Origin of the sequence: Pseudomonas sessilinigenes (assembly GCF_003850565.1) — a bacterium.
GTDB classification, from domain to species: Bacteria; Pseudomonadota; Gammaproteobacteria; order Pseudomonadales; family Pseudomonadaceae; genus Aquipseudomonas; species Aquipseudomonas sessilinigenes.
Genome location: NZ_CP027706.1, coordinates 5,955,146 through 5,979,632, shown reverse-complemented (window position 1 = coordinate 5,979,632; position 24,487 = coordinate 5,955,146). Strand labels below are relative to the sequence as shown.

Below are 24,487 nucleotides of genomic sequence, written 5' to 3'. Positions count from 1 at the left end.
AGGTTTCATAAAGACAACGGCCCGCCGAGAGGCAGGCCGTTGGAACGAACGCTGGGCTGAGGATCAGTCCTGGCGGCTGGTGACTTCCAGCAGGTGATAACCGAACTGGGTCTTCACCGGGCCTTGCACGACATTGACCGGGGCGCTGAATACCACGGTGTCGAATTCCTTGACCATCTGGCCTGGGCCGAAAGAGCCCAGGTTGCCGCCGTCGCGGCTGGAAGGGCAGGTGGAGTGCTGCTTCGCCACGTCGGCGAAGTCGGCGCCGGCTTCGATTTCGGCTTTGAGTTCGTTGCACTTGGCTTCGCTGGCAACCAGGATGTGACGGGCAGTGGCTTTGGCCATGGGAATTGCTCCTTTCAAGAAAGTGCAGAGACTACCGGAATCAGGTGGCCATTTCCTGTCAAAGTTCCTTCAAGCCGTTACCGCCACGACCGCCGGTTTGACGCTCGAAGCCGTCCGCAGCCACTGTCGCCGTTCGCGACAGTGGCTGCGCGGATGCTCAGGCGCTAGCGGCCTGTGCCCGTAGTTGCTGGGCGGCGTTGCCCAGTAGTTGCTCGGTGGTGTCCCAGCCCAGGCAGCCGTCGGTGATCGAGACGCCGTAGCGCAGGTTGCCGCTCAGCGGTTGGCAGCCTTCGAACAGATGGCTTTCGAGCATCACGCCCATCAGCGAGGCGTCGCCTTGCAGGCGCTGCTCAAGCACGTCGTTGAACACTGCCGGCTGGCGCGCGGGGTCCTTGCCGCTGTTGGCGTGGCTGCAATCGACCATGATCCGCGCCGGGATCTTCAACTTGTGCAGGTCGCGCTGGACCTGGGCGATGCTCTGGCGGTCGTAGTTCGGTCCACGGTGGCCGCCGCGCAGCACCAGGTGGGTATCGGGATTGCCTGCAGTCTGGATGATCGCCGGATGGCCCTGGCTGTCGACGCCGAAGTGGCGGTGCGGATGGGCGGCCGAGCGCATGGCGTCGCAGGCGATGGCGACGCCGCCGTCGGTACCGTTCTTGAAGCCCACTGGCATCTCCAGGCCACTGGCCATTTCCCGGTGGATCTGCGATTCGGTGGTGCGTGCGCCGATGGCGACCCAGCTCAAGAGGTCGTCGAAGTAGCCAGCGGCCATGGGTTGCAGCAGCTCGGTGGCGATCGGCAGGCCCAGGCGCAGCATCTCGCGCATCAGCTCCCGGGACAGGGCCAGGCCACCGGCCATGTCATCGCTGCCGTCCAGGTGCGGATCGTAGGCCAGGCCTTTCCAGCCGACGGTGGTACGGGGTTTTTCCACGTAGGCGCGCATCACCAGGAGCATCTGGTCGCTCACTTGCGCGGACAGCCGGGCCAGGTTGGCGGCATATTCCAGGGCCGATTGCGGATCGTGGATGGAGCAGGGGCCGACCACTACCAGAAGGCGTGGGTCCTGGCCTTGGAGGATGGCGCGGATGGCTTGGCGATGGGTGCTGACTTGCTGGCTCAGGGCCGTGGATAGCGGCAGGTGCTGCTTGAGTTCCAGGGAACTGGGCAGGCGCTGGGTCAGGGGTTCGTTGGCGCTGGCTTGAGCGGACAGGGACAGAGCGGATACGGACGAATTCATGTGCGGTCTTCCTGGGCGGGCGGCGGGTGATGTCCCGCGCGCGGCCCTACTGGGGTGTTCGACAATTGGCCGTACTGGCCATGAGTGTGCAATTGCCACCGGTAGGTGACCGATCGGAGGCGGCAGGCTGTCCCGAGCGGAGGCTGCTAAATCGCCAGGTGGAAAACATGTCGTAACGGTAATAGGTGGCGTAGTTCATGGTGCAATCCTCGGTAAGTTCGGTGTGTCGCAAAAAATCGTGGTTGAAAATCCAAGCCCCGGAAAAACAAAACCCCCGGTCGGGAGGCCGACCGGGGGTTGAGAATTCTCTGGTGGGCGACCCGTTTTTATGGGCGCCGGTTGGGTATCAGGCGCGCCAGTGGCTAAACCAATACCCAAAATAAAAGCTCGCCGCCGCGCTGCCAGTGACCCAGGCAGCCGCAACCGAGCGCAGTGCGCAGGCGGTGTGGCGATGCAGGGAAAGGGTCTGGGACAACATGGGGTTTCTCCGTGAAGTGCAGCGAGCTTACTAGAGGCTGGGGCGGCGATTCAATCAGTAATTTCTATGGCGCAGGGAGACTTGCGACTATGGATTAATCCACTGGGGGTTTTGTGCGACACTCGCGGCACCTGCCTGGTTACCCCCGTCGCTGCTCGAAAAAGGACTGTCCATGACCTTGCTGACCCTTGCCGCTGCCCAATCGGAATCCATTGCTGGCGACCTGCCAGCCAACCTTACCGGACATCAGCGCTTGATGTGCCTGGCGGCGCAGCAGGGCGTGCAGTTGCTGGTATTCCCCGAGCTGTCGCTCACCGGTTATGAGCCGCAACTGGCGGCCGAGCTGGCGGTGGCTCCGGATTCGCCGGTACTGCAACCGGTGCGCGACCTGGCTCGGGAGCTGCACATGACTACGGTGGTGGGGATGCCGATTCGCCTGGTCGATGGCGGGCCGGTACTGATTGGTGCGTTGGTACTGGGGGCTGACGGTTCGCTGGCGGTCTATAGCAAGCAGCACCTGCATCCCGGGGAGGAGCGCGCTTTTGCCGCAGGCAGGGGTGGGGCTCCCTTGGCATTTGCCGAGCACCAGATTGCCCTGGCGGTTTGTGCAGACTTCAGCCATGCCAGCCATGTGCAGGCGGCAGCGCAGGCCGGGGCCGCTGTCTATGCCGCGGGCGTGCTGATCAGCGAGGGCGGCTATGCCGTCGACAGCGCACTGCTGCAAGGCTACGCCGGGGAGCATGGACTACTGGTGCTGATGGCCAATCATGGTGGCCCCAGTGGCGGCTGGACCTGTGCCGGGCGCAGTGCGGCCTGGGGCCCCACGGGGGAGCTGCTGGCAGCGGTGGAGGGGACTGGCGAGGCATTGCTGATCGTTCGTGGCGAGGCCGGGCGGTGGCAGGCCGAAGTGCTGCCGCTCGAGCGATGAGCCGATTCGAACTGCGTCCGGCCGCCGAGACGGACCTGGTATTTGCCCGGGAGCTGACCCGCTCCACAATGCTGGGTTATTACATCCGTCATGACCTGCTCTGGCTTGACGAGGCTTTCGATGTGGCCTGGGCTGGTCGTGAAAACCTGTTGATCTGCCAGGACCACCAAACGCTGGGTTTCGTCAGCCTGAGTCGTGATCTGCGGGCGCTCTATGTCCGTGAGTTGCATGTGCTGCCGGCCTGGCGCGGGCAGGGGGCTGGGACATGGAGCCTGCAGCGGATGATGGAGATGGCGTGTCGGGAGCGCCGGCAGTTGCTGCGCCTGACCGTGTTCAAGGGCAACCCGGCACAACGCCTGTATGAGCGCATGGGGTTACAGGTGGTGGGCGACGACGATTGCTTCTGGCGCATGGAGCGTTCGGTCTCCAGCGAAGCCAGCGACAGCCGCCCGGGCTGAACGGCAGGCCGGCTCAGATCAGGGCCGGGTCCACCACTGGCACTTCATCCAGAATGATGCCGTCCTTCATTCCCAATAGCACCGCAACCTTGTGTGCTTCCCCTCGTTTGCCTTTCTTGCGGCCTGCCAGCACCTGGTAGGTCGTGGCCGGATCAACCCCATGTTCGCGGGCGAACTGTTGAACCGATTTTCCTTGATGTTCCAGCCAGGCCTTGGCTTGTGCGGCAGTGCGGATACCGGGCATAGTTCAAAACCGTTCAATTTTGTTCAAGGCTTGAAGAGTATGACACCCCTTGGGGTGTATCTGATGGGATCATACATCCAAATGAGTGGAATCGGTTTGCGGTTGAGGCAGGAGCGGGAGCGCCTTGGACTGTCGCAGAGAGTCTTTGGTGAAATCGGCGGGGTGGAAGCCAACGCCCAGGGTAAGTACGAAAGTGGCGATCGCGCACCCAAGGCAGATTATCTGTCCCGGGTAGCGGCAAAGGGAGTGGATGTTCTTTATGTACTGACCAGTGAACGGACGCCAGTCGTGGCTGGCAGGTTGAGCCAGATGGAGGAACAGGTGCTTGATTGTTATCGGGCCCTGTTCAAGGAAGATCAGGATACGATCTGTCGCTTGACCTCCACCTTGGCCGAGTTGTCGCAGATCCAGGGCTCGAGGAAAAAGTCCCAAGCCGCCGAGTCCTGAGGGACTAGAGCATTTGCCGGCGAGGGAGGCATGACATCTTTTATCGCTCGTCGAAGTGTTTTAATCGCGCTTGTGATTAGGTTTGTACGCCGCTTTTTTGCTAAGGTGTCCGGCAACCTATAACGACCATATCGCGAGGTGTCTGCTTGATTAGGGTGCTAGTAGTCGATGACCATGATCTCGTTCGTACGGGCATTACACGAATGCTGGCTGACATCGATGGCCTGCAAGTAGTCGGGCAGGCAGAGTCGGGAGAGGAATCCTTGCTCAAGGCGCGGGAATTGAAGCCCGATGTAGTGCTGATGGACGTGAAGATGCCCGGGATCGGCGGTCTTGAAGCTACGCGCAAGTTGTTGCGCAGTCATCCGGACATCAAGGTCGTGGCGGTAACCGTCTGCGAGGAAGATCCATTTCCTACTCGGCTTCTGCAAGCGGGCGCAGCGGGATACTTGACCAAGGGCGCGGGCCTCAACGAAATGGTCCAGGCCATTCGCCTGGTCTTTGCCGGTCAGCGCTATATCAGCCCGCAGATCGCCCAGCAGTTGGTGTTCAAGTCATTTCAACCGTCCAGTGATTCGCCATTCGATGCCCTGTCGGAGCGGGAAATCCAGATTGCGCTGATGATCGTCGGCTGCCAGAAGGTGCAGATCATTTCCGACAAGCTATGCCTGTCGCCGAAAACCGTGAACACCTATCGCTATCGGATTTTCGAGAAGCTCTCGATCAGTAGCGATGTGGAGCTGACGCTGCTGGCCGTTCGTCATGGCATGGTCGATGCCAGCCTCTGAAATGACCGACCTGTTTGATCCCAGTGCTTTTCTTTCTACCTGTAGTGGCCGCCCCGGTGTGTATCGCATGTTCGACAGCGATGCACGCCTGCTCTACGTGGGTAAAGCCAAGAACCTGAAGAACCGCCTCTCCAGTTACTTTCGCAAGACCGGCCAGGCACCGAAGACCGCCGCCCTGGTGGCGCGCATCGCCCAGATCGAAACCACCATCACCGCCAACGAGACCGAGGCGCTGCTGCTGGAGCAGACGCTGATCAAGGAGTGGCGGCCGCCGTACAACATCCTGTTGCGCGACGATAAGTCCTACCCCTATGTATTTCTTTCGGATGGCGACTTTCCGCGTTTCAGCATTCATCGCGGGGCGAAGAAGCTCAAGGGCAAGTACTTCGGGCCTTATCCTAGTGCCGGTGCGATCCGTGAGAGCCTCAGTCTGCTGCAGAAGACCTTCCAGGTTCGCCAGTGCGAGGACAGCTACTACAAGAACCGTACCCGGCCGTGCCTGCAATACCAGATCAAGCGCTGCAAAGGGCCCTGCGTGGGCTTGGTGGAGCCTGAGGTCTATGCCGAGGATGTGCGCCATTCGGTGATGTTCCTCGAGGGGCGCAGCAACGCATTGAGCGACGAACTGTCCAGTTCCATGGAAGCTGCCGCCAGCACCCTGGATTTCGAAAAAGCCGCCGAATTGCGCGATCAGATTGCTTTGCTGCGCCGGGTCCAGGACCAGCAGAGCATGGAAGGCGGTACCGGTGATGTCGATGTGGTGGCGGCTTTCGTCAACCCGGGCGGCGCTTGCGTGCACCTGATCAGTGTGCGTGGCGGGCGAGTGCTGGGCAGCAAGAACTTCTTCCCGCAGGTCGGTATCGAGGAGGATGTTGCGCAGGTCATGCTGGCATTCCTGGGGCAGTACTTTGTCAGCAGTCCGGAGCGGGACTTGCCATCCGAACTGATCGTCAATGTGACCCATGAAGACTTCCCGATCCTGATCGCTGCCATTGACGAGCTGCGTGGTCGCGAATTGACCATCAGTCACAGGGTCCGTGGCACGCGTGCTCGCTGGCAACAACTGGCAGTGACCAATGCCGAGCAGGCCCTTGGGGCGCGCCTGGCCAACCGGCAACATGTGGCCGCTCGTTTCGAGGCATTGGCCGAGGTGCTGAACCTGGACGAGCCGCCGCAGCGCCTGGAGTGCTACGACATCAGTCACTCCAGCGGCGAGGCGACTGTCGCCTCCTGTGTGGTCTTCGGCCCGGAAGGTCCGTTGAAGTCCGACTACCGTCGTTACAACATCGAGGGCGTCACCGCGGGTGACGACTATGCGGCGATGCACCAGGCCCTGACCCGACGCTTCAGCAGGCTCAAGGATGGGGAGGGCAAATTGCCGGATATTCTCTTGGTCGACGGTGGCAAGGGGCAGCTCTCCATGGCTCGCGATGTACTCAATGAATTGGCCGTGCCTGACTTGATTCTCCTCGGTGTGGCCAAGGGCGCGACGCGCAAGGCCGGTTTCGAGACCCTCTACCTGAACGATGCGGCCCATGAGTTCACGCTCAAGGGCGACTCGCCAGCGCTTCACCTGATCCAGCAAATTCGCGATGAGGCTCACCGATTCGCCATCACCGGTCACCGTGCCCGACGTGGCAAGGCCCGACGCACCTCGACCCTGGAAGGGGTCGCAGGTGTCGGGCCAACACGCCGGCGTGATCTCCTTAAACATTTTGGTGGATTGCAGGAGCTGTCCCGTGCCAGCATCGATGAGATTGCCAAGGCCCCGGGAATCAGTAAAAAGCTTGCAGAGTTGATTTATGCAAACCTGCACAGCGAGTAGAATGCCCAATCACCTCGTAGCCAGTTGTGCCGATGAATATCCCTAATCTGATCACCGTTCTACGCGTCCTGCTTATCCCGATCTTCATACTGCTGTTCTATATGCCTTATAGCTGGAGCTACATGGCAGCCAGTTCAGTGTTCGCCTTCGCAGCCGCTACGGATTGGCTAGACGGGTATCTGGCTCGACGCCTGCAGCAGACCACGCCGTTCGGCGCGTTCCTCGATCCCGTGGCCGACAAGCTGATGGTGGCGGTGGCCCTGGTGTTGCTGGTGCAGGAGCACGCGAACCTGTGGCTGACCTTGCCGGCAGCGGTGATCATCGGGCGCGAGATCGTGGTCTCGGCCCTGCGCGAGTGGATGGCCGAACTTGGCGCCAGGGCGCAGGTGGCGGTGTCCAACATGGGCAAGTGGAAAACCGCGGCCCAGATGCTGGCGCTGGTAATCCTGCTGGCCAATCCCTCGGTCTTCAGCTTCTGGGTATTGCTGGGTTATATCCTGCTGATGGTGGCGGCAGGCCTGACCTTGTGGTCGATGCAGCAATACCTTCGTGCCGCATGGCCGCATTTGAAAATCGACGGCGATAAAAAATAAGTTTTTTTGAATCAAGGGGTTGACGTAGATTCTGGTTTCTATAGAATGCGCAACACCAAGACGATGCGGGAATAGCTCAGTTGGTAGAGCACGACCTTGCCAAGGTCGGGGTCGCGAGTTCGAGTCTCGTTTCCCGCTCCAAATTCAAAAAAAGCCACTCAATCGAGTGGCTTTTTTTATGCCCGAAATACAGGCCCGCGCTGCCGCAGCGGGGCATTCCCAGGCCGCTCGCTCGGTGGGTCTGCCAGGCGAAAAATCATCCCTGTCGGCAAAGCGTCTACCTGCCATGGCTGCGGGATTTCCCGGCATGATGATGCATCCACTCATTCATACCCAACACGCACCGGACTCCTGCAGGCCCAGGCATATGCCGTTGGCGATGTTGATGGTCTTGGCGTGACCATATCGCCAACCAAGCTAGTTCAAGTATCCAATAGAATGGTGTTCCGGCCTTGGCCTCTGAACAAGAGCCTCAAGTAAAGCAAAGGGGTGCAATCATTCAATGGTCTCGGTTTGAAGATGGCCTCATGAATGCACCTAGCGTTCACCTGGCTTGGTGCGCTCATCTCGTGATGTTCAATGGAGTGGTGTGGAAGTGAAGAATGGCGAGTGAAAGGACGTATTCAAAAGAATGGCTTCGCCTGTCAGGAGCAGAGATGGAGCTGTTTTCAGCATGCCATGAGTTTAGGCATTCTGCGGGCTTTATCAGTGAGTTGTCGTTGGCCCTCGCGGACCGTTTGGAGCAGGGAACCGCTCTCAGGTTTATCCGGGATGATGTGTTTGCGGATAATGAGCTTGATGATTTGCTTCCGGGAATTATTGATGCAGCGATAGAAGGTGATATAGGTAATGTGCCTCTCGCCAGAAGTGTGCTGCATAAGTTCAGGAAGAATGGTCTGCTCAAGGAAAAACTCGCGTCCAGTTTGAGCGGGTATCTCGAAGCCGAAGATTATTATGTGTACATGAGGGTCGCTGAGCTGTTGCTGGAGTTGGATTACTTCGATCTGAAAGCTGTTTTCGTGAGCAAATGCAAGGAAAGCGACAACGAGGATGTAGTCGAGGTTTATGACTTCTTTGCTGATGAGTTCAAGGCTGATGGCCTCTAGTTGAGGTGCTGGAGTCGTCTGGCCCGTGTTTCCGGCGCCGATGCTGTGACGGCGTAATCGAACAGCCTCCTGATAGCGACAACCTCTTCTGACGATGCTCGACTTGAGGGAAAACCCTCATTGCTGCCTACGTGCTTTCCTACAATGATGATGGAATTCGCCCTGCACAATGGAGCAAGCCATGAACCATACCCTCACCGACGACAAACGCCCGACGCCGGATCCGGCCGAGGACAATGCGTTTTTCCCCTCGCCGTATTCGCTAAGCCAATTCACTTCCGCCCACTCCGACCTCAGTGGTGCCGACTACCAGCGGCCCTATACCGGTGGACGCTGGAAGGTGCTGGTGATTGGTGCGGACGAGCGTTACCTGCTGACCGACAACGGCACGATGTTCTCCACCGGCAATCATCCGGTGGAAACCCTGCTGCCCATGTACCACCTGGACAAGGCCGGCTTCGGTTTTGATATCGCCACCTTGTCGGGCAACCCGGTCAAGTTCGAGTTCTGGGCCATGCCCTCGGAAGATGTCGAGGTCAAAGGCCTGTATGCCAAGTACCGCGACCAGTTCAAGCAACCCTTGAAGCTGGCCGAGGTCCTGGACAACGCCCTGGGCGCCGATTCCGACTACATCGGGGTGTTCATTCCCGGCGGCCATGGCGCGCTGATCGGTCTGCCCGAAAGTGCCGAGGTGAAAAAACTCCTGCAATGGGCCATGGCCAACGACAAGTTCGTCATTTCCTTGTGCCACGGCCCCGCGGCATTGCTGGCTGCCGGGCTGGGCGAGACCAGGGACTCCTGCCTGTTCAACGGTTACCGCATCTGCGCCTTCCCCGACGCCCTGGACGCCCAGACCCCGGCCATCGGCTACATGCCCGGCCACCTGACCTGGAAGTTCGGCGAGCAGCTGTCCGCCCTGGGGATCGAGATCCTCAACCAGGACATCTCCGGGGCCGTGCACCAGGACCGCAAGCTGCTCACCGGCGACAGCCCGCTGGCGGGCAACTCCCTGGGCAAGCTGGCGGCCACCGCGTTGCTGCAAGCGGTAGCGGCCGGGTGACTGCGACCAGCGCTGAAGCGGCCCTGCACAGCGTCCTGGAATTGGAGCGCGCCACGGCGCTGCCTGCGATCCAGGCGCTGGTGCGGGGCCTGGCGGGCCCTTTCGGTTATGACCGTTTCGTACTGTTTTCCGCCTCATCGGCCAGGGACGAAGTGCTCGAGCGCATCTATTGGGTCGAGGGGGACTGGTTCGGCGACGGCCAGGTGGTCGATGCCGCGACCTACGTGCGCCGCTGCCCGGTCACCCGGCATATCCTGGAGGCACGCGAGCCGTTCTTCTGGAGCAAGCGCGGGGACCGCTACCAGGTGGTCCGCCGCCCTCAGGGCGCCGGCCTGCATGGCCTGCAGGTACCGGTGTTCGGTCCCTTGGGCCTGGAGGGCGCCATGAGCTTGGGCGGTGAGCGGATCGACAGCAGCCCCAGGGTTCGGCTGATGTTGGGCAGCGTCGCCAGTGCGGCGTTCTGTACCGCACGGCGGTTGCTGGAGGTGGCCGTCAGCGACCCGTCCAGGCAGTTGTCGGATCGGGAGCGTGAAGTCCTGGCCTGGACCGCCGCCGGCAAGCGCCAGGCCGATATCGCCGTGACGCTGGGGTTGTCCGGGCGCACCGTGGAAAACCACCTGCGGGCGGCGCGTCGGCGCCTGGGCGCCAGTACCACCGCACAAGCCATCAAGGTGGCGGTGCGCAACGGCGAATTGGACGCCGTGCCTGGCCGCCAGGAGCCGTAGCCGGGTTGCCGGGCAGGGCACGGCCGAGGTTGTCATGGACAACCTCGGCCTGGGCTCCGGGGTTAGTGGGCGACGGTCAGCACCACCTTGCCGATGTGCTGGCCGGACTCCATCAGGGCGTGGGCCTGGTCGGCATCCGTCAAGGCGAAGGTCTTGAAGATCAATGGCTTGATCGCGCCGCTCTGGACGTGGGGCCAGACCTTGGATTCCAGCTCGGCGATGATCCCGGCCTTGTCCTCTGGGCTGCGCGAGCGCAGGGTCGAGCCCATGTGGGTCAAGCGCTTGACCAGCATCGGGAACAGGTCGACCTGGGTCGCCGGGCCCTTGACCACGCCGATCTGCACGATCCGCGCGTTCATCGCCGCGGCCTGGAAGTTACGCGCCACATAGTCCCCGGCAATGATGTCGACGATGACGTCGACCCCAAGCTGCTCGGTCCCGAGCATCACTTGCTCGACGAAGTCCTCGCGGTTGTAGTCGATGGCCACGTCGGCACCCAGGGCCAGGCTGGCCGCCTGTTGTTGTGCATTGGCGACCGTGGTGAAGATCTTCGACGCGCCCAGGGCCTTGGCCAGCATGGTCGCCGTGGTGCCGATGCCGGAGGCGCCGCCATGCACCAGCAGCGATTCGCCGGTCTTGAACTGGCCGCGCTGGAACAGGTTGACCCACACGGTCATGAAGGTCTCGGGCAGCGCCGCGGCTTCGATCATCGACAGGCCGCCGGGCAGGTGCATGGTGGTGCGTTCGTCGGCGACCGTGTACTGGGCGTAGCCGCCGCCAGTGACCAGGGCGATCACCGGGTCGCCCACGCTGAAGCGCGTCACTTCGCTGCCCAGGGCCGCGACTTCCCCGGCGATTTCCAGGCCCGGGATGTCCGAGGCGCCGGCTGGCGGATCGTAGAGGCCCTTGCGCTGCAGCAGGTCGGGGCCGTTGACGCCGGCGGCGTGGACCCGGATCAGGATCTCCCGTGGGCCAGGGGTAGGCACCGCCCGGCGGGCAGGTTTCAATACCTGGGGATCACCCGGCCGGGTGATCTCGATAACGGTCATCTGCGCCTCTGGCGCACTATGGAAATGGCTCATAAATGGGTCCTGGTAAGGTGGATGCCGGCCGTTCGGGCTGGGGTGGGCAAAGGTTACGCAAGCGGGCCGGTGCCGGCGTGCGGCGATTTTACGAGGCTGTGTTGCAATGATTCTTCATGGGGAAATCTTGAATGAACTGGGATGATGCACGGGTCCTGCTGGCCCTCGGGCGCGAGCTGACCTTGCGCCGTGCGGCGCGCGTGCTGCACGTGGACCAGGCCACGGTGGGGCGGCGTATCGCGGCCATGGAGGCGGACCTGGGGTCGACCCTGTTCCTGCGCACTCCGGCCGGCTACCAGCTGACCAGCGTTGGCGAAATGGCGTTCGCGATGGCCGGGAAGATGGAGCAGATGGCCCTGGAGCTGATCCGGCGCACCGGGGGGATGGATAACGAACTGGCCGGCGAAGTACGGATCTCCACCACCGACTCCCTGGCCTGTGATTTCGTGATGCCGGCACTCAAGGCGCTGCACCTTGCGCACCCGGATATCCGCATCGTGCTCAACAGCACCTCCGAGGTGGTCAACCTGTCACGACGCGAAACCGATATCGCCATCAGGAACCTGCGTCCGGACAATCCCGACCTGATCCTGCGCAAGCTGGCCGAGTGGCCGATGGGCCTGTTCGCGACTCACGAATACCTGGAGCGCCATGGCCAGCCCGAGCCAGGCACCGGCTTCAAGGGCCATGACCTGGTGATGTACGAGCCGTACTGGCGGGATCGTGCGCAGCCGACCTTGCTCGACGAGCCCATCGACCAGGCCCGGGTGGTGATGGCGGTGAACTCCAACATGTTGCTGCGGCGCTCCATCGCCCAGGGTCTGGGCATCAGCGAGATCCCCATCGAGATGGGCCGGCGTGACGGCCTGGAGCGGATCTGGCCCGGGCGCACGGCCGGCAAGCCATATGAGGTGTGGATGGTCACCCACCAGGACCTGCGGCATACCACGCGCATGCGCCTGGTGATGGAGCACCTGGCGCGGTCCTTCGCCAACACGGGCGGGCCGGCGAATCCGCCGTTTGAATAATCCCCGGAATAATGCTGTGATTGCGCCCCTGAAGCCCGGCAGCCCTGCCTTTTCCTGAGATACCGCGCCATGGATAGCCAACAATCGACGACCCGGATGTCGCAACAGCCCGCCTGTGATGCCGGGACCCTGGCAGCGATCGCCGGCAGGGCCGCGCTGGTGCTGGAGACCAACAACCTGCGCGGCGGCAAGGACGCGGCGCAGGCCCTGGACAGCCTCAAGCACCTGGTCGCCCGCCTGGCTCGCCAGAGCCTCTGCCCGCAATCGCTCGGCCAATGGGTCATCACCCACGATGGCCTCGGACAAGCGGCCCGGGAGGCGCTGTGCGCACTGGCCGGGCGAGTGCTGGAGTTCGTCGAGATCGATCCCCGCACCGGTTATTACGAGGCCAAGAATATCGGTTTCGAGGCGGTCGACCAGGCGCGCTGCCAGTACGTGGTGTTCGCCGATGCCGACTGCCTTCCCGCCAGCCACTGGCTGGAACAGTTGCTCTTGCCCTTCACCGAGGTGGATGCGCCCCTGGCCGTCGCCGGGCGCACCAGCTATGCCCCGAGCGTGGTCGGCAGCGCGTTGACCACCATCGACTTCATGTACTTCCCCAGCCCGCTCGGTGCCCGGGCGACCCGCAATTTCTACGCGAACAACGTGGCCTTTCGTTGTGCCACCTTCGAGCAGTATCGCTACCAGCCGCTGGACGGCGTCTACCGTGCCCACTGCCAGGTCATGGGCCTGCGCCTGCAAGCAGCGGGGGTGGCGGTACGCTACGTTCCGGCGGCCCATACCGAGCACCGGTTGCCCGACAGCCGTGGCGAAGTGTTCAAGCTGCGCTGGTTGCGCGGTGGCGACAGTGTCGACCTGACCCCCTACCTGGTGCGTGCCTATATGCCGGGCTGGTTGCAGTGGCTTGGACGCAGCGGACCTATCGGCCCCTTGTGCGTGATGCTCGGGCGCCTGGGCTACAGCCTGCGCGCGCTCAACCACCAGGACCTGCCGGCCGTGCATGGCCGGCGGCGCCTGGGTGCGATCCTGGCGATACTCGGTATCTCGTCCCTCGATAGCGCCGGTGCGCTGGTCCGCGGGCTGGGGTTGAACATCGGCCGTGCCAGCGCGCGCCAGGGGCAAGCCCTGTCCTATCACCGCCAGCTGGATTGATCCGCGCCGCCCCCCTTGGCGCCCCTACAGGAAGTTCCCATGAGCATGAAACCCCTGGCCGTATTCGGCTCCTCCCTGGCGTGCCTGGCATGGTTGGCGTGCGCCGTCCCGGCCAGCGCCGCGTCCAGCGAAATCAGTGGCCGCAGCGTGTTGCACTTCGTCTCCGGCAGTGGCTGTGCGACGGTGCAGGGCGGCGCCGCGCAGGACTGCAACCGCCTGGCCCTGGACGTGGCGGACGCACGGGCCAGCGTTGACCCGCAGGCGCGCACCATAGTGTTCAGCGTCGAGGCCCGGCATGCCGGCAAGGGCGTGATCGGCGACGTGCTGCTGCATGGCAGCGGCATCGCCAGTGACGGCCAGCGCGTGCCCTTGAGCTTGCAGGTACTGGTGCGGCGCTCGGGCAAGACCTGGAAGGCCGACACCTATGTACATGCGCCGGTGCGTGGCACCTTCCGGGATATCGCTCTGGACCCTTACCAGATCAGCGTCCACCAGGGGCGTGACGAGTACGTGCTGCTCAATCCCGAGCTGGCGCGCAAGGTCCTGGCGCAGCCATCGATTGCCGCCCGGGTCGCCAGCTATTTGGTGGTGGTGCGTCCCAGCGACGGGGAAAATCCGACGGCCGATGACATCACCATCGGTCTGGGGGTCGGGCGGGTCTCGAAGTCGCTGATGCGTGCCCGCTTCAGCTCGAGGCAACCAGGCAGCCTGCCGCTGGACCAGGTGCTGGAGCAGGGCACCTGGAATCTCGACCTGCAAGCCTTGAGCGGCCAGATTCCGCTGTGGGTGGTCCAGCGCCAGTTGTTCGTCTTCGGCCTGGAGGACAGCCCCTTGCTCGAGGACGTGCGCCAGCGTGGCTTGCGCAAGCACGACCGCCTGGAGCTGGGCGCGGTCAATGGCAAGGGCTACCTGCGTTACAACGGCCAGGAGCAAAGTTTCCCCGGGGCCACTGCCAGCGGTACGGCCTTCATGCGTGACAGCTTCATCGGCTTGATCCTGGCCTGGCATCGCAGCGCCCAGGCGGCCACCACTGCGCCCCAAGGCGTGGACACCGCGCAGTCCATGCCATGAGTGCCGGCGAAGCGCTTGCAAGCCAAGCGGACTTCAGTTGCCTGGACATGCCCCGGCCCCGTGGGCTGGGAGCCGTGCAGGCGCGCCTGGTGGACCGCATCAAGCGCGTCGCCCTGCAGCGCCTGCATCGCAGCGTGCGTGGGGAGCGCCTGCTGTTGCGCATCTACCTGGCTGGGGAGGATGCCACCGAACGTGCGCTGCTGGATGAGTTGCTGCCGCAGTCGCCACCCTGGCTCGAGCGCCAGGTCGAGCGGCACCTGGCTGACGAACAACGGCACGTGACGCTGTTCGCCGCAGCCCTGGGCGAACGTGGCGGTGAAGGTACGGCACGCCTGGAACCGGATTGGCTCAGCCGGCGCAAGATCCTGCGCTGGCAGCGCCTGGCCCGCCGCTATGCGGGGCATTTCGAGCATGGCCTGCTGGTGCCGGCCTATGCCACCGGCCTGTGTGCCGAACAGATGGCGCAACGGGTGCTTAGCCGCCACTGCGCGGTCATCGGCGCCGAGCATGGGCTGTATCCGTTGCTGTCGCAGGTCCTGGCCGATGAAAAGGCCCATGTGCGCTTGTGCCAGGGCACCTTGCAACGCATTGTCGCCCCCCATGAAACCGTGCATCTGGCGCGCCTGCTCAAGGATATCCGCCGGGTCGATGCGAGCTTTGGCGTGACCGGCGCCCTGGCGATGTACCTGGCCGGCTGGGTACTGGGCGGTGGACGCGGCGCCATTCGATGACTCCACGCATTCTCTATCTCGCCACCGCCGATGCCCGTGGCCACCTGATGCGCGCGCAGTTGTTGGTGCATGCCCTGCGCGCGACCGGCGCCCAGGTCGAGGTGCTGACCACGTCGGACCAGGGCCAGCGCTTCCTGCGCAGTTTCGGGGTCCAGGCCGAGGTCCTTTCGCGGCACTATGCGGTGCAGTTCGACAGCCAGCAGAACATGCTGCGCCGGGCCACCAATCGCAATGTTGCCCAGTACCTGTTCCGTCCCGGGCGGATGCTGCGCGATATCCTCCAGCTGCGGCGCCGTTTGCGCGGCGTGGAGCTGGTGGTCAACGACTCCTTCCACCCGGCGTTGCTGTACATGGGCATGTTGCCGGGCTGGCGGCGCAAGGTGGTGCATGTGTACGGCGCGAGTCTGAAGGTGGCGTTGCTGAACAACTTCGACGGCATGTGGCCACGGCAGTTCGGGCGGTTGTTCGCCTGGATCGTCGGACGCCAGATCGATGCCGCGCGGGGGCGCATCGAGCACGATTTTGCCTATGAGGTCGACGATACCGTGGCCCGAGCGCTGTATCGCCTGCCGACCCCGGTGGCCCTGGCCGAGGCGTTGCCGGAGGAGCTCACGGTGGGCGCGGCGGTGTACCTCAACCCGCACTTTCGCGAACCCGGGCTGGCCGATGCCCTGGAGGCCGGCCTGGACGATGCCGGCCTGGATCGACACCTGGTGGGCGAAGGGTATGCCGGGCGCAACGGCTGGCTTGGAGTCGACCCGCACTGGGCCAGCCGCGCGGCCCGGGCGCAACTGCTGGTATCGGCACCGGGCATGGCGGCGCTGTCCATCGCCCGGGTCTACCAGCGGCCGATCATCCTGGTGGTAAGCGACCAGCCGGAGCAGGCCAGCAATGCCGCCCGGGCCAGCCAGTTGCAGTTGCTGCACCGGGTAGTGACCTGGCGCGGCGACATTGCCGACTTTCGGCGCCAGGTGAGCGCGGCGGCGCAGCAATTGAGCGCGGCCGCCCCAGCGCCTGACGTGGTGTCGGGCAACCAGCGGGCCCAGGCACGGATCGATGCCTGGGCCAACCACCTGCTTGGCTTGTGAGGGCGCCGTCTTGAATCGCCATGCCCCCATGCCCGTGGCGAGCCGACAGCCATGACCGGCTCCTGGTCGCGTCTCGGGTCCGCCAATCCTCGGCAGGCCCTGGCGGCGGCGTTCGGCTTGCTGCTGGGGTTGGGCGCGTTCATCGGCCTGCAGCGCCTGGTCACGCCGCGCTATCACTGGGTCACGCCGCTGGATGAGCTGATTCCTTTCGTGGCCCAGTCCTGGTTCCTTTACGTGCTGTTCTTTCCCTTTGTCCTGTTGGCGGCGGCCTACGCCAGCCAACAGGGCTTCAAGGCCTTGCGCAACGCTACCGGCATCGCCTTCGTCGTGGGCCTGTTGTGCTTCTGGCTGTTTCCCGAGCAGGTGCCCCGGCCGGATCTCGGCGTGCTCGGCAGCGGCTTCCTGCAGCAGCGACTGAGCCGGATGTGGCAACTGGACCTGGCCTGCAATGGTTTTCCCAGCCTGCATGTCACCGTGACGTGCCTGGCCTGCCGAGCACTGTGGGGCCGGTGTGGCAAATGGCTGGTCGCCGGCAGCGGCCTGTTGATCTGCCTGTCGACCCTGACCCTCAAGCAGCACACCCTGGTCGACGTCGCTGGCGGCCTGCTACTGGCCCTGGCCTGCGCCTTGGCCACTCACCGACAAGGGAGCATTCGCCGTGTCCCAGCTTGAATCGCGTGCCGGGGCCAACCTGGCATTGCGCGCCTTTACCCCCGCCGCCGAGTGGTTCGTCCTCAAGCCGTGGATCGGCCTGTTGGCGTTGCTGGCCGACTGGGGCCTGATCGGTGCGGCATTTGCCTGTGCCGCCTATTGGCCGCACCCCCTGACATACCTGCTGGCGGCGCTGGTCATCGCCCGCAGCCAGCTGGCGCTGGCGGTGATCATGCACGAGAGCGCCCATGGCGTGCTGTTGCGTCGTCAGTCGGCCAATGACCTGGTCGGCCAATGGCTGGCCGCCGGTCCGTTGTTCCTTTCCCTGCGCACCTATCGGGCCGGGCACCTCAAGCACCATCGCCAGCCCATGCTGCATGATGACCCGGTGGTGGCGGTGTTCGGCATCGGGGACTATCCGCTGCCTCGGCGGCGCCTGGCCTTGCGCCTGGCGGCGGACCTGTGTGGGGTGGGGTACTTCATCAGCGCCTTCAGGTTGGCTCGCGGCGACTACCGCCACTGCCTGCCCAAGGTCGACAAGTCGGCGCGCCAAGTGTTCGGGGAAGTCCTGTCGATGCTGGTGGGCAATGGCTTGCTGCTGGGACTGCTGGCCTGGTCCGGGCACCCATGGCTCTACCTGGGGTTGTGGTTGCTGCCGGCCATCACCTTGTTGCCGCTGATGGGGCGCGTGCGGGCGATCCTCGAGCATGCGGGCTTGCCCGCCAACACCGACCAGAGCCAGAACGCCCGCAGCATCGTGGCGCCCAACTGGCAGACCTTCGTCTTCGGCCCCCACGGGATCCACTACCACATCGAACACCATCTCTACGTGCGCATACCCTTCTATCACCTGCGCAGCGCCCATCGCCAGCTGGCGGTCCGAGGGCTGCTGCCGGTGGAGAACCTTTACCGGGGCTATATCGCGGTGCTGCGGGATGTCAGCCGCCCGGCGCAGGACGCTGCGGGCGGCTGAGGCAGGTGCACTGGCCGCAGGGGCCAGTGCCAAGGGGACGGCTAGAGCTTGGGCAACTGTCCGACCCGGCCGACCATCTCGGTGACGATCTGCAGGTCCAGCAGGAACTGCTCCACGGTCTTGAACTCGTTGTCGGTGTGGCCGGTGTATTTCACCTCCGGACGCGCCAGGCCGAATTGCACGCCGTTGGGCAGTTCATGTACCGAGGTTGCCCCGGCGGAGGTGCCGAACGTGTGGGCCATGCCCAGGTTCTCGCTGGCCACGTCCAGCAGCGCCTTGACCCATTCGCCCTCGGGGTTGCGGTACATCGGCGCGGCGACCGAGGTATTGAACTGCACTGCCACCTGGTTCTGCTTGCTCCAGGCCTCCAGCTTGTCGCTGATCTGCGCCTTCAGCGCCTCTGGCGCCTTGCCCTTGGGCACGCGCAGGTTCACCGCGACCTTCAGTGCCTTGTCATCCACGCTGACCAGGGTCGGGGAGGTGGTCAGCGGGCCCATGAAGGCATCCGAGAAACCCACGCCCAGCTTCTTGCCTTCATAGTCCAGGCCCCAGTTGTCGGCGAGGTAGTGCGCGGCGTCAGTGAACTGGTTGTGCTTGAGCGCCACCTTGCCCTCCAGGCCGTGGACGAAGTCCAGCATCCGCGCCACCGGGTTGACCCCGGACTCGGGTTCGGAGGAGTGGGCGGACACGCCAGTGACGGTCAGCAGCACGTCCTTGCCTTGCACCCGGGCATCGATCTTGAAGTCGCCACCGTGGCGCTTGACGTAATCGGCGCCGGCCTTCTGCAGGCTGGCAACCAGTTCGCCCGGTTGCTCGCTGGTCAGGGTCGCCACCGAGGTGGAGGGGATCTGGTTGGTGGCCAGCCCGCCGGTCAAGTGGGTGATCTGCGCGCCCTTACCCTCGGCGGCACGCTGGGGGAAGGTCGCCATCACGGTGCCGTAGCCTTTCTCGGCGATCACCACCGGGTAGCCGCCATCGAGCGCCAGGTTGTAGTTGGGCACCGGGTTGTGTTCGAAGTAGTAGGGGATGGCATCGCCGCTGGTTTCTTCGGTGGTATCCACCAGCAGCTTGAAGTTGCGGGCCAGGGGCAGTTTTTCTTCCTTGACGATCTTCATGGCGTAGAGCGCCACCACGATGCCGTTCTTGTCATCCTCGGTGCCGCGCCCGTACATCCGGTCGCCGATCAGCGTGACCTTGAACGGGTCGAGCCGGGTACCGTCCTGCAGCACCCAGTTCTCCGGGGTGACCGGCACCACGTCGGCGTGGGCGTGGATGCCCACTACTTCGTCGCCGCTGCCGGTCAGGGAGATCTCGTAGACGCGGTTGTCGACATTGCGAAACGCCAGGCCGAAGTCCTGGGCCAGGCCCTTGATCTTCTCGGCGATCTTGAGGAATTCCGGGTTCTTGTATTGGGGCACGCCCTCGACATTGAAGGTTGGGATCTCAACCAGTTCGCGCAGGGTCTGGGTGGCCGCCGTGCCATATTTCACTCGGGCATAGAGGCCCAGCAGGCGGTGGATCTCGTTCTGCTGCTCGGCCGAGAGCGTCTTGCCGGCCAGGAAGCCATCGATGGCCGGGGCCAGGTGGGCACTCTTGCCCGGCTGGCTCTTGGCGACCTCACCGATGAACTGGCGGAAGTCCTTGACCGAGGCGTCGTTGAAGTTCTTGAGGATGGCCGCGCTCTGTTGCGGCGTGATGTTGGCCTGGGCGACGTTGGCGAACGCCGACAGGCTGGCGAGCATCAGGGTGGCCGTGGCCAGGTGCTTAAGGGAAAAGTCCATTACGCAGGGCATTCCTTTGCAGGAGGTGGGTAGGGAATGTCTGATAGGCCAGACAGAAACCTTGCCAAGCTAACACTGCGCAGGAGGGCTGCGGGAGCCCCGGAAAGGGGAACTGTCGCACGGAAATGCAAAAGCGGCGCACAAACGAAAGATGTGTCGCCGGCGGGGCAGGGGGCGCCGCGGTGGGCGCCCCCTGCGTTCGGGACTACCTTAGATGGCGGCGTCCCACGGACGGTCGCCGTGCTCGTCCTTGATGCGGGTCGGCAGGCCCATCACGTCCAGCGCCTTGAGGAATGGCTCAGCGGCCAGTTCCTCGACGTTGACCATGCGCTGCACATCCCACTCGCCACGGGCCACCAGCAGGGCGGCGGCAACTGGCGGTACGCCAGCGGTGTAGGAAATGCCCTGGCTGTCGGTCTCGGCGTAGGCTTCCTCGTGGTCGGCCACGTTGTAGATGAACACCTCGCGCGGCTGGCCGTCCTTGGTGCCCTTGACCAGGTCGCCGATGCAGGTCTTGCCGGTGTAGCCCGGGGCCAGGGAAGCCGGGTCGGGCAGTACGGCCTTGACCACTTTGAGCGGCACCACTTCCAGGCCTTCGGCGGTCTTGACCGGCTGCTCGGAGAGCAGGCCCAGGTTCTTCAACACGGTGAACACGTTGATGTAGTGTTCGCCGAAGCTCATCCAGAAGCGCACGTTGGGCACTTGCAGGTTCTTGGACAGCGAGTGCACTTCATCGTGGCCGGTCAGGTACAGGTTTTGCGAGCCCACCACTGGCAGGTCGTCGGTACGCTTGACTTCGAACATGGTGTTGCTGGTCCACTGGCTGTCCTGCCAGCTCCACACCTGTCCGGTGAATTCGCGGAAATTGATTTCCGGGTCGAAATTGGTGGCGAAATACTTGCCATGGGAACCGGCATTGACGTCGAGAATGTCGATCGAGTCGATGCGGTCGAAATGCTGTTGCTTGGCCAGGGCAGCGTAGGCGTTGACCACGCCCGGATCGAAGCCCACGCCGAGGATGGCGGTGACGTTCTTCTGCTGACACTCCTCGAGGTGTTTCCACTCGTAGTTGCCGTACCACGGCGGGGTCTCGCAGATCTTGCCCGGCTCTTCGTGGATCGCGGTGTCCAGGTAGGCCACACCGGTATCGATGCAGGCACGCAGCACCGACATGTTGAGGAAGGCGGAACCGACGTTGATGACGATCTGCGAGCCGGTCTCGCGGATCAGCGCCTTGGTCGCCTCGACATCCAGAGCGTCAAGCGAGAAGGCCTGGATATCGGCGGGCACCTTGAGGCTGCCCTTGGCCTTTACGCTTTCGATGATGGCCTGGCATTTGGAGATGTTGCGCGACGCGATAGCAATACGACCGAGTTCGTCGTTGTGCTGCGCGCACTTGTGGGCCACCACCTTGGCGACACCTCCTGCACCAATGATAAGAACATTCTTCTTCAATTTACTTACTTCTCCTTAATTACCTGCCCGTTCAGGAAAGGCTGGACAGATAGTCTTCGAAACCAAACTCGCGAACCACTTCGACACTACCGTCGAGTTGTTTCACGACGATGGACGGCATTTTCAGACCGTTGAACCAGTTTTTCTTGACCATGGTGTAACCCGCCGCGTCAACGAACGACAGTCGATCGCCGATGGCCAGCGGACGCTCGAATTGGTACTCGCCGAAGATGTCGCCGGCCAGGCACGACTTGCCGCAGACCATGTAGGTGTGCTCGCCGTCGTTGGGGGCCATCTTGGCGTTGAGGCGGTAGATCAGCAGGTCGAGCATGTGCGCTTCGATGGAGCTGTCCACCACCGCCAGTTGCTTGCCGTTGTACAGGGTGTCGAGCACGGTCACTTCCAGCGAGGCGCTCTGGGTGATCGCCGCTTCGCCGGGCTCCAGGTACACCTGCACGCCGTATTTTTCGGAGAAGGCCTTGAGCCGGGCGCAGAACGCATCCAGGGCATAGTCTTCGCCGGTGAAGTGGATGCCGCCGCCGAGGCTGACCCATTCGACCTTGTGCAGCAGGTGGCCGAAGCGCTCCTCGATGTGGTTCAGCATCTGGTCGAACAGGCCGAAGTCGCCGTTCTCGCAATTGTTGTGGAACATGAAGCCGCTGATCTGCTCGATCACTTGCTCGATCTTCGCCGGGTCCCATTCGCCCAGGCGGCTGAACGGACGAGCCGGGTCGGCCAGCAGGTAGTCGGAGCTGCTTACCTGGGGGTTGACCCGCAGGCCGCGGACCTTGCCGGCGGACTGTTCGGCGAAGCGCTGCAACTGGCCGATGGAGTTGAAGATGATCTTGTCGCAGTTATCGAGCATTTCCTCGATCTCATCGTCGGCCCAGGCCACGCTGTAGGCATGGGTCTCGCCGTCGAACTTCTGCCGGCCCAGCTTGAGCTCGTACAGCGACGAGGAGGTGGTGCCGTCCATGTACTGCTGCATCAGGTCGAACACCGACCAGGTGGCGAAGCACTTGAGGGCCAGCAGGGCCTTGGCGCCGGATTGCTCGCGCACATAGGCGATCTTCTGCATGTTGACCAGCAGCTTCTGTTTGTCGATGAGGTAATAAGGCGTCTTGATCATTGGGCGATCTCCGGCAGGGCCAGCCAAAAAGGTACGCATTGTGCCTTCAGTGTCCACAGATCGAAAGCACGGAAATGGATTTTCGCCGGACGGCCCCGATTGCATCGGGCAGGGCGGTGTCCGAAGGCCCAGCGGGCCTTGTCGCGGCAGCGACCACAGGCATGGACCCGATCATCGAGGCAGGCCCTGTAGGCGCTGGCGCCGGCTGCGTACGGGCGCGCAGCGGCCGCCGGGCGATCCCGCGCAAGCTGCCTCGTTTTTTGCTCTCCAGCGAGCACATATTTAGTAATTTTCCTTCGCTGATGTCTGCCGCACCATCTGCCGCATCCGACTTACACCCGGGTTCTGAACAGAGCGTCCAGCCTTGCGCTGGCGTCCACCGTCTCGCAGAAGGACACAGACATGAGCGTTGAACAAATACACGTGGATACCCTGGTGGTAGGCGCAGGCCAGGCCGGAGTCGCCATGAGCGAACACCTGGGCAAGCTGGGCGTGCCGCACCTGGTGCTGGAGCGCAAGCGCATCGCCGAGGCCTGGCGCAGTGGCCGCTGGGACTCCCTGGTGGCCAACGGCCCGGCCTGGCACGACCGTTTCCCGGGGCTGGAATTCGACCTGCACCCCGACGCCTTCGCCGCCAAGGACCAGGTGGCGGACTATTTCGAAGCCTATGCCCGCCAGGTCAACGCGCCGATCCGTACCGGTGTCGAAGTACGCCAGGTACAACGCAACATCGGTCGCCCCGGCTTCACGGTCGAGACGTCCATGGGATCGATCCAGGCCAATCGCGTAGTGGCGGCCACCGGGCCGTTCCAGCGTCCGGTGATCCCGCCCATCGCTCCTGCCGACACTGGGCTCCTGCAGATCCACTCCGCCGACTACCGCAATCCCCGGCAACTGCCGGAAGGCGCGGTGCTGGTGGTAGGCGCCGGATCGTCCGGGGTGCAGATCGCCGATGAGCTGCAACGTGCCGGCCGCCCGGTGTACCTGTCGGTGGGCGCCCACGACCGGCCGCCGCGTGCCTACCGTGGTCGTGATTTCTGCTGGTGGCTCGGGGTCCTGGGGGAGTGGGACGCCGAGATCGCCAAGCCCGGTCGCGAGCACGTGACTATTGCTGTCAGTGGCGCCCGTGGCGGCCAGACCATCGACTTCCGTGCCCTGGCCCACCAAGGCATCACCCTGGTGGGGCTGACCAAGGCCTTCGAAGGCGACCGGGTGAGCTTCCAGTCCGACCTGGTGGACAACCTGGCCCGTGGCGACGAGAACTACCTGGCCCTGCTGGATGCCGCCGACGCCTACATCGCCCGCAACGGTCTCGACCTGCCGGTCGAACCCGAGGCCCGGCGACGTCTGCCGGACCCAGAGTGCGTGACGCGACCGATCCTCGAGCTGGACCTGCAGGCCGCCGGTATCACCTCGATCATCTGGGCCACCGGCTACGCCGTGGATTTTTCCTGGTTGCAGGTCGACACCTTCAGCGAGCAGGGCAAGCCCTTGCACCAGCGCGGCGTGTCCCGCGAGCCGGGGATCTACTTCCTCGGCCTGCCATGGCTGTCGCGGCGCGGCTCGTCGTTCATCTGGGGTGTCTGGCACGACGCCAAGCACATCGCCGATCACATCGCCACCCAGCGCAAGTACCAGGCCTACGGCAGCGAGCCGGCCGGGTCCAGCGTCCATACCTTCAGTTCCGTGGGAGCCCGTTGATGCCAGTCCATACCCGTATCCGCATGTTCAACACCAAGGACACCTATCCCAACCAGACCCTGGACAACGACCTCTGCCAGGCCGTGCGCGCCGGCAACACGGTGTATGTCCGGGGCCAGGTGGGCACCGATTTCGCCGGCAACCTGGTGGGGCTCGGCGATCCACGGGCCCAGGCCGAGCAGGCGATGAAAAACGTCAAGCAGTTGCTGGAGGAGGCCGGCAGCGAGCTGGCCCATATCGTCAAGACCACCACCTACCTCACCGATCCGCGCTATCGCGAGCCGGTCTACCAGGAGGTGGGCAAGTGGCTCAAGGGCGTGTTCCCGATCTCCACCGGCCTGGTGGTCGCGGCCCTGGGCCAGCCCCAGTGGCTGATGGAGATCGACGTGATCGCGGTGATTCCCGAGTGAG

General features: G+C 63.6%; 25 protein-coding genes and 1 tRNA gene. 19 read left to right on the top strand and 7 right to left on the bottom strand.

Features of this window, described 5'->3' with window-relative positions; translation table 11 throughout:
- Positions 1 to 63: 63 nt before the first annotated feature.
- Positions 64 to 345, bottom strand: a complete 282-nt coding sequence (locus C4K39_RS27415) for a peptidylprolyl isomerase (RefSeq protein WP_068581222.1) — start codon at positions 343 to 345, stop codon at positions 64 to 66.
- Between the two features lie 157 nt (positions 346 to 502).
- Positions 503 to 1,582 carry a 3-deoxy-7-phosphoheptulonate synthase gene (locus C4K39_RS27410; protein WP_068581219.1) on the bottom strand — a complete coding sequence of 360 codons (1,080 nt, stop codon included), beginning with the start codon at positions 1,580 to 1,582 and terminating at the stop codon, positions 503 to 505.
- 650 nt (positions 1,583 to 2,232) lie between these two features.
- Here C4K39_RS27410 and C4K39_RS27400 point away from each other — a divergent pair.
- Together C4K39_RS27400 and C4K39_RS27395 are read left to right on the top strand one after the other, a co-directional pair.
- Positions 2,233 to 2,988: a carbon-nitrogen hydrolase family protein gene (locus C4K39_RS27400; RefSeq protein ID WP_124347917.1), complete on the top strand. Its 756-nt coding sequence runs from the start codon at positions 2,233 to 2,235 to the stop codon at positions 2,986 to 2,988.
- Positions 2,985 to 3,446, top strand: coding sequence for a GNAT family N-acetyltransferase (locus tag C4K39_RS27395; RefSeq protein ID WP_124347916.1), 462 nt, complete (start codon positions 2,985 to 2,987; stop codon positions 3,444 to 3,446). The genes C4K39_RS27400 and C4K39_RS27395 overlap by 4 nt, the downstream gene beginning before the upstream one ends.
- Before the next feature lie 13 nt (positions 3,447 to 3,459).
- Here the strand turns inward: C4K39_RS27395 and C4K39_RS27390 are convergent, their stop codons facing one another.
- Positions 3,460 to 3,690: a DNA-binding protein gene (locus tag C4K39_RS27390; RefSeq protein ID WP_068581210.1), complete on the bottom strand. Its 231-nt coding sequence runs from the start codon at positions 3,688 to 3,690 to the stop codon at positions 3,460 to 3,462.
- An 81-nt stretch (positions 3,691 to 3,771) separates the two neighbouring features.
- On the opposite strand from C4K39_RS27390, the gene C4K39_RS27385 reads away from it, so the two are divergent.
- From C4K39_RS27385 to C4K39_RS27350, 8 genes are all read left to right on the top strand, one after another.
- Positions 3,772 to 4,137: a helix-turn-helix domain-containing protein gene (locus C4K39_RS27385; protein ID WP_124348415.1), complete on the top strand. Its 366-nt coding sequence runs from the start codon at positions 3,772 to 3,774 to the stop codon at positions 4,135 to 4,137.
- A gap of 146 nt (positions 4,138 to 4,283) precedes the next feature.
- The gene (gene gacA, locus C4K39_RS27380) at positions 4,284 to 4,925 is read left to right on the top strand and encodes a response regulator transcription factor GacA (protein WP_011061841.1); all 642 of its coding nucleotides are present in this window, start codon (positions 4,284 to 4,286) and stop codon (positions 4,923 to 4,925) included.
- Between the two features lies 1 nt (position 4,926).
- Complete coding sequence (gene uvrC / locus C4K39_RS27375; protein ID WP_068580282.1) at positions 4,927 to 6,750, top strand: excinuclease ABC subunit UvrC; 1,824 nt, start codon at positions 4,927 to 4,929, stop codon at positions 6,748 to 6,750.
- Positions 6,751 to 6,782: 32 nt separating this feature from the next.
- Complete coding sequence (gene pgsA, locus C4K39_RS27370; protein ID WP_068580280.1) at positions 6,783 to 7,343, top strand: CDP-diacylglycerol--glycerol-3-phosphate 3-phosphatidyltransferase; 561 nt, start codon at positions 6,783 to 6,785, stop codon at positions 7,341 to 7,343.
- 65 nt (positions 7,344 to 7,408) lie between these two features.
- Positions 7,409 to 7,484: transfer RNA gene (locus C4K39_RS27365), tRNA-Gly, on the top strand.
- A 515-nt stretch (positions 7,485 to 7,999) separates the two neighbouring features.
- A complete protein-coding gene (locus C4K39_RS27360; RefSeq protein WP_068580911.1) occupies positions 8,000 to 8,449 on the top strand; it encodes a hypothetical protein in 450 nt (149 codons plus the stop codon).
- A gap of 181 nt (positions 8,450 to 8,630) precedes the next feature.
- Positions 8,631 to 9,509, top strand: coding sequence for a glyoxalase III HchA (hchA, locus tag C4K39_RS27355; RefSeq protein WP_068580909.1), 879 nt, complete (start codon positions 8,631 to 8,633; stop codon positions 9,507 to 9,509).
- Complete coding sequence (locus tag C4K39_RS27350) at positions 9,506 to 10,234, top strand: PA1136 family autoinducer-binding transcriptional regulator (protein ID WP_124347915.1); 729 nt, start codon at positions 9,506 to 9,508, stop codon at positions 10,232 to 10,234. Before hchA ends, C4K39_RS27350 begins: the two co-directional genes overlap by 4 nt.
- 62 nt (positions 10,235 to 10,296) lie before the next feature.
- Here C4K39_RS27350 and C4K39_RS27345 read toward each other — a convergent pair whose 3' ends face one another.
- Positions 10,297 to 11,283 (bottom strand): NAD(P)H-quinone oxidoreductase, encoded by a 987-nt coding sequence (locus C4K39_RS27345; protein WP_124348414.1) that lies wholly within the window; start codon positions 11,281 to 11,283, stop codon positions 10,297 to 10,299.
- Positions 11,284 to 11,447: 164 nt separating this feature from the next.
- Here C4K39_RS27345 and C4K39_RS27340 point away from each other — a divergent pair, with 164 nt between their 5' ends.
- From C4K39_RS27340 to C4K39_RS27310, 7 genes are all read left to right on the top strand, one after another.
- Positions 11,448 to 12,344 (top strand): LysR family transcriptional regulator, encoded by an 897-nt coding sequence (locus C4K39_RS27340; protein WP_124347914.1) that lies wholly within the window; start codon positions 11,448 to 11,450, stop codon positions 12,342 to 12,344.
- 69 nt (positions 12,345 to 12,413) lie between these two features.
- Positions 12,414 to 13,496 carry a glycosyltransferase family 2 protein gene (locus C4K39_RS27335; protein WP_225926517.1) on the top strand — a complete coding sequence of 361 codons (1,083 nt, stop codon included), beginning with the start codon at positions 12,414 to 12,416 and terminating at the stop codon, positions 13,494 to 13,496.
- Positions 13,497 to 13,535: 39 nt separating this feature from the next.
- A complete protein-coding gene (locus tag C4K39_RS27330; RefSeq protein ID WP_225926518.1) occupies positions 13,536 to 14,567 on the top strand; it encodes a hypothetical protein in 1,032 nt (343 codons plus the stop codon).
- Complete coding sequence (locus C4K39_RS27325) at positions 14,564 to 15,298, top strand: hypothetical protein (protein WP_031320029.1); 735 nt, start codon at positions 14,564 to 14,566, stop codon at positions 15,296 to 15,298. The genes C4K39_RS27330 and C4K39_RS27325 overlap by 4 nt, the downstream gene beginning before the upstream one ends.
- A complete protein-coding gene (locus tag C4K39_RS27320; RefSeq protein ID WP_124347913.1) occupies positions 15,295 to 16,386 on the top strand; it encodes a glycosyltransferase family protein in 1,092 nt (363 codons plus the stop codon). Before C4K39_RS27325 ends, C4K39_RS27320 begins: the two co-directional genes overlap by 4 nt.
- Before the next feature lie 51 nt (positions 16,387 to 16,437).
- Complete coding sequence (locus tag C4K39_RS27315) at positions 16,438 to 17,058, top strand: phosphatase PAP2 family protein (protein ID WP_124347912.1); 621 nt, start codon at positions 16,438 to 16,440, stop codon at positions 17,056 to 17,058.
- On the top strand, positions 17,045 to 18,010 hold the full coding sequence (locus C4K39_RS27310; protein WP_124347911.1) for a fatty acid desaturase family protein: 966 nt from the start codon (positions 17,045 to 17,047) through the stop codon (positions 18,008 to 18,010). The genes C4K39_RS27315 and C4K39_RS27310 overlap by 14 nt, the downstream gene beginning before the upstream one ends.
- A gap of 41 nt (positions 18,011 to 18,051) precedes the next feature.
- Here the strand turns inward: C4K39_RS27310 and C4K39_RS27305 are convergent, their stop codons facing one another.
- The 3 genes from C4K39_RS27305 to nspC form a co-directional block, all read right to left on the bottom strand.
- A complete protein-coding gene (locus C4K39_RS27305) occupies positions 18,052 to 19,791 on the bottom strand; it encodes a dipeptidase (RefSeq protein ID WP_068580885.1) in 1,740 nt (579 codons plus the stop codon).
- A gap of 210 nt (positions 19,792 to 20,001) precedes the next feature.
- Positions 20,002 to 21,246, bottom strand: a complete 1,245-nt coding sequence (locus C4K39_RS27300; RefSeq protein WP_068580880.1) for a saccharopine dehydrogenase family protein — start codon at positions 21,244 to 21,246, stop codon at positions 20,002 to 20,004.
- A gap of 31 nt (positions 21,247 to 21,277) precedes the next feature.
- Positions 21,278 to 22,375, bottom strand: a complete 1,098-nt coding sequence (gene nspC / locus C4K39_RS27295) for a carboxynorspermidine decarboxylase (RefSeq protein WP_068580877.1) — start codon at positions 22,373 to 22,375, stop codon at positions 21,278 to 21,280.
- A gap of 402 nt (positions 22,376 to 22,777) precedes the next feature.
- Here nspC and C4K39_RS27290 point away from each other — a divergent pair, with 402 nt between their 5' ends.
- Both C4K39_RS27290 and C4K39_RS27285 read left to right on the top strand, forming a co-directional pair.
- A complete protein-coding gene (locus tag C4K39_RS27290; protein WP_124347910.1) occupies positions 22,778 to 24,076 on the top strand; it encodes a flavin-containing monooxygenase in 1,299 nt (432 codons plus the stop codon).
- Positions 24,076 to 24,486, top strand: a complete 411-nt coding sequence (locus C4K39_RS27285; RefSeq protein WP_022639313.1) for a RidA family protein — start codon at positions 24,076 to 24,078, stop codon at positions 24,484 to 24,486. Before C4K39_RS27290 ends, C4K39_RS27285 begins: the two co-directional genes overlap by 1 nt.
- Position 24,487: the final 1 nt, after the last annotated feature.